Below are 5,241 nucleotides of genomic sequence, written 5' to 3' on the forward strand. Positions count from 1 at the left end.
CCTCCAGAAAGAGATTTTAATAAATTATTTCTATCAGAAGGTCTTATATCAAAATCTTTGATTAACTTAGCTGCATGATTATTGATGGCAGAAAAATTTAAGGTTAGACCTTTATTAAAAGGTGGACGGTAATTACTTCCTAAAATTAAATTTTCTGCCACGGAATAATTGGAAATAAATCCGCGCTGTCTTCTATCTTCTGGAATGTGGGCAATTTTTTGTTCCCTAATATCCCGAGGAGAATAATTAGTAATATCTTTATCATAAAGTTTAATTTTCCCTCCAGCAGCAAGGCGAAGTCCGCTAATAACTTCCACTAATTCAGTCTGTCCATTCCCTTCTACTCCGGCAAATCCTAAAATTTCCCCTTCTCTAACTTCAAAAGAAATTTCCTTTAAAGCAGGTAATTTTTTATTATTTAAAGCATTTAATTTATCAACTTTTAATACTGTTTTTCCAAAATTATGTTCTTTCTTATCAACTTCCAATAAAACCTTCCGACCAACCATCATACTGGCTATTTCCTCTTGGTTCGTATCTTTAGTATTTTTAACTCCTACTACTTTACCACGTCTCATTACTGTAATACGATCAGAAACAGCTTTGACTTCATTTAATTTATGAGTGATAAAGATAATTGTTTTTCCTTGCTTAATTAAAGATCTCAATATTTCAAATAGTTCTTCAACCTCTTGTGGGGTTAACACTGCTGTAGGTTCATCCATAATTAAAATTTCTGCTCCTCGATAAAGGATTTTAATTATCTCTACTCTTTGTTGAATACCTACAGAAATATTTTCGATTTTTGCATGGGGGTCAATTTTAAAACCTATACTTTCAGATATTTCTTTGACTTTATTAGTTGCTCTTTCTAGATCTATAAAAATATTATTTTTTATAGGTTCCATACCTAAAATAATGTTTTCTGTAACACTCAAAGGTGGTACTAACATAAAATGCTGATGAACCATACCAATCTTTAAATTGATGGCAACTTTTGGATTGGCTATATTAACTTTTTTCCCCTTTATAAATATTTGTCCAGAATCAGCTTGGTACAATCCATATAAAATACTCATTAAAGTTGTTTTTCCAGCACCATTTTCACCTACTAAAGCATGTATTTCTCCTTGGTATACAGCAAAATTAACTTTATCATTAGCAACTACCAGAGGAAATCTCTTGGTTATATCTTTCATTTCTAGGGTAATCTCAGGCAATTAATAAATCCTCCTTGAGCGATATACCTCTAAATTTTTATATATTTAGAGGCATCCACTTAATAATGAATGCCTCCAAATATATATTAGAATATATTATTTGCTTACTTCGGTGGGAACAACAATTTCACCGCTTATGATCTTATCTTTTGCTTCTTCCACTTTAGCTTTCACTTCGGAAGTTATAAGATTTTCATTGTATTTGTCCAGGGCATAGTAAACACCATAGTATACATTATCTCCTATTTTAACACTTCTATCTAAGCCAAATACCTCCACCCCTCCTTTAAATGTTCCCTCAACTACTGATTTGATAGCTAAATATACAGAAACATCTACTTGTTTAAGCATACTGGTTAAGCCAAAACTTTCTTTTGTTTCCTCGATATAGCCCATATAATTCTGATTAGAGTCGACTCCAATTACATATCTTTTTCTCTCTTTGGCTGCTTCAAATACACCAGCTCCAGTTAGACCTGAAGCATGATAGACAACCCATGCGCCATTATCATATTGTGACAAAGCTAATTCTTTTCCTTTTACTGGATCAGCAAAGGCTTGTGGGGTATCACCGGCATAAGCGGAAAGTATTTTACATTCTGGATAGACATAATGGACACCAGCAATATAACCAGCTTCAAATCTATTAATAAGCGCTATATCCATTCCACCAACAAACCCAACCGTGTCTTTACCATCTTCTTTAGCTTTTAAACCAGCAATCATACCTACTAAAAAAGAACCATCCTGCTCACGAAAATTTAATGAAGAAACATTAGGTTTATCTGGGATAAATCCATCAACGATAGCAAATTTTGTATTAGGAAATTCATTAGCTACTGTAGAAATAGCATCGGTAAATAAAAATCCTACACCTATTATTAAATCATAACCCATCATGGCTAAGTTTCTAAGATTTACTTCTCTATCCGCATCTACTCCTGGCTCTAATTCGATACGTTTAATTCCAAAATCAGCTGCTGCCCATGATAAACCGCGGGATGCTGAATCATTAAATGATTTATCCCCTTTTCCACCAATATCAAACACCAAGCCAACCTTAAGTGGTTCTGCAGCAAAAAGTGTTGATGAAAGACATAAACCTAATATTATTACTAATATGACTACTACTGATAAATTTTTTTTCATTTCTGAAATCTCCTTTCATTTTTGAAAATACTTAAAATCCCAATTTTACCTTTACCCTGTTAAATATTTCTATTTAATAGGGTTTATGCGGTCAAAAAAATAGTCCATTTATCACCTCCTTAGAAATGTATTTTCTCTTTAATTGTTTAAAATAGTTAGTTGTTTGTATCTTCTTAATATAATTAATACGACACTAGATTATTCTTTTCCTGCTTATAAATAAAAATATTTATTGTTTCTCAAAATTATTAAGATATTCATCTTCAGATAGTAATATTTTTCGTGGATTTCGACCATCGTAAGGTCCAACAATTCCTCTTTCCTCCATTAAATCTATTAATCGAGCTGCTCGGGTATAACCAATTCGTAATTTTCTTTGTAAAATAGATATTGAAGCTTGTTTATTATTATTAATAATCGATATAGCTTCATTGAACAATTCATCTTCTTCCTCTTCTTCCTCTTCTTCTGTCGCTATAAATAGATTTTTATTATTTTTAAATTCTAATACTTCTTGTTCATATTCAGGAGATTGACCATACTCTTTTAGATAGGATACTATATTTTTAATTTCTTTTTCGGTCACAAAAGCTCCTTGGGCTCTAATTGGTTTGGAAACACCAACTGGTGAAAATAACATATCACCATTACCTAATAATTTCTCAGCTCCATTAACATCTAATATAGTTCTTGAATCAACTTGAGTGGAAACCGCAAAAGCAATTCTGGAAGGAAAATTTATTTTTATTGAACCAGTAATAATATCTACAGAAGGACGTTGGGTAGCTATTATTAAATGTATCCCAGTTGCTCGAGTCATTTGAGCTAACCTACACAATACTTCTTCTGCTTTTACTGGAGAAGATAACATTAAATCAGCTAATTCATCGATTATTATTATAATATAAGGTAGAGCATTAATATCATTTTTTAGGTTTCTGGCATATTCATTATAACCTTCTAAATTTCTGACTCCAACTTCTGCAAAAATTTTAAATCTTTTTTCCATTTCGGAAATTACCCAGTTTAATACTTTAATAGCTTGATTTGTATCAGTAATAATAGGAATTAATAAATGCGGAATGCCATTGTAAATATTTAATTCCACTCTTTTTGGATCGATCATAATGAATTTTACTTTTTCCGGACTTAAATTATAGATAATACTTAATATTATATTATTGATGCATACACTTTTTCCTGAACCCGTTGCTCCCGCAATTAATAAATGAGGGAGTTCAATTAAATCTGCAATTATTGGTTTGCCTCCAATATCTATTCCCAAACCTATAAGCAATTTAAATTTACTATTTTTAAATTCATTGCTCTGCAATATTTCTTTTAAATAAACATTAATTCTTTTCTGATTAGGGACTTCAATACCTACAGCATTTTTGCCAGGAATTGGCGCTTCTATCCTTACCGAAGCTACTGCAAAAGCTAAAGCAATATCATTGCTTAAAATAGTTATTTTAGATATTTTGACTCCCGGAGCAGGATGGATTTCGTATCGAGTAACTGTTGGTCCTTGAATAACACCAACGACTTTTGCATCTATTCCAAAATTAGAAAAAGTACTTTCCAGTATTTTTATATTCTTCTCAATATTTAATTTAGTATCAATTTTTTCTTCAGAGTGCGGATCAGACAGTAAAGATAAAGGTGGAATTTGATATTTACTTATTTTTGATTCCGGGTAATCTTTATTAACAATTATTTCCTCTTTTAATTTTAATTCATTTTCTTTTTTCTTTTCTTTAAAAATTTTTTTAGATACTTTATTTATTTTATATTCTTGATCATCAGTTACTTCTTTATATTTTGAACTTTTATAGATTTTTACTCCAATATTTTTCAGAAGATTATAAAAATTATGGGATATTATTTTTATACTTTTTATCAAATTACTAAATATATAAAAATATGAAACTTCAGTTATAAATAAAGTAGATATTAAGCTGAGAGATATTAGAACCAGGTAAGCGCCTCTTGTTCCAAAGTAAAGGTATAATGAATTGGCAAAATAATAACCCAATAAACCACCACCTGCTCCGTTTTTGGCTAATAGATAGGAGTGATCAAGCGATAATAACCTAAGATGAATAAAGACCAGAAATATTATAAATAAAAAACCAATACCGAAAAATTTATGATAAGGATTAGGTAGTTTAAAATCCAAAAGAATTACCATTCCCCCAAATAATAATAAGAAGGGGAAGATATAAGCACCAAGACCAATATTGCGAGTTGTGGTTTGAACCATTATTCTTCCTATAATTCCCATTTTATCGGTAAAGATAAAAGCTAAAATATATAATAAGGAAAATGAAATAATAAATATACTTATAGTCTCATTTTTTGTATTTTTCTTTTTCATTTTCAATTTATTAATATCCTTTCGATAAAGTTATCCAAATTGTGAAAATAGATAAAATCCAAAGATAATATGAAAAAAAGTATAGCTTACGATTTTTTAATAACCTTATGAATACTTTCATAGCTCCATAACTGGATATCGATGCAACTAATCCAGATAATATTAAATTATAAAAATTTATATTCCAAGATAATAATTCTCTTACTTTAAAAATTGTAGCGCCTAAAATTATGGGTATAGATAATATAAAGGAATATTTTGCAGCAAACTCTCGATCTAAATTACGATATAATCCAGCAAAAACAGTTAAACCAGATCTCGAAATTCCTGGGATAATAGCAACAGCTTGAGCTAATCCTATAAAAATAGCATCTTGATAAGTAATTTTGGAAATATTTTTACTACCACCAGTATAATTTTTATTACCAATCCAAAGTATAGCTCCGGTAATAATTAACATAAAGGAAACTATTATAGGTTTATTAAAAAGTATTT

At 30.0% G+C, this 5,241-nt stretch carries 4 protein-coding genes; all 4 read right to left on the bottom strand.

Going from position 1 to position 5,241, the window contains the following annotated elements:
- Positions 1–1,220, bottom strand: a 1,220-nt coding sequence (locus COZ07_RS07630) for an ABC transporter ATP-binding protein (RefSeq protein ID WP_406607974.1), incomplete at its 3' end; no start/stop codon positions are given.
- 96 nt (positions 1,221–1,316) lie between these two features.
- A complete protein-coding gene (locus COZ07_RS07635) occupies positions 1,317–2,369 on the bottom strand; it encodes a BMP family protein (RefSeq protein ID WP_406607975.1) in 1,053 nt (350 codons plus the stop codon).
- 229 nt (positions 2,370–2,598) lie between these two features.
- Positions 2,599–4,746 (bottom strand): DNA translocase FtsK, encoded by a 2,148-nt coding sequence (locus COZ07_RS07640; protein ID WP_406607976.1) that lies wholly within the window; start codon positions 4,744–4,746, stop codon positions 2,599–2,601.
- Positions 4,747–4,756: 10 nt separating this feature from the next.
- On the bottom strand, positions 4,757–5,241 hold a 485-nt coding region (locus COZ07_RS07645; protein WP_406607977.1), incomplete at its 5' end, for an undecaprenyl-diphosphate phosphatase.

This window comes from Candidatus Infernicultor aquiphilus (assembly GCF_002784285.1).
GTDB lineage: Bacteria > Atribacterota > Phoenicimicrobiia > Phoenicimicrobiales > Phoenicimicrobiaceae > Infernicultor > Infernicultor aquiphilus.

Coding starts and splice junctions, on each gene's coding strand:
- COZ07_RS07635 (WP_406607975.1), bottom strand. CDS start 2,369: ATGAAAAAAAATTTATCAGTAGTAGTCATATTAGTAATAATATTAGGT.
- COZ07_RS07640 (WP_406607976.1), bottom strand. CDS start 4,746: ATGAAAAAGAAAAATACAAAAAATGAGACTATAAGTATATTTATTATT.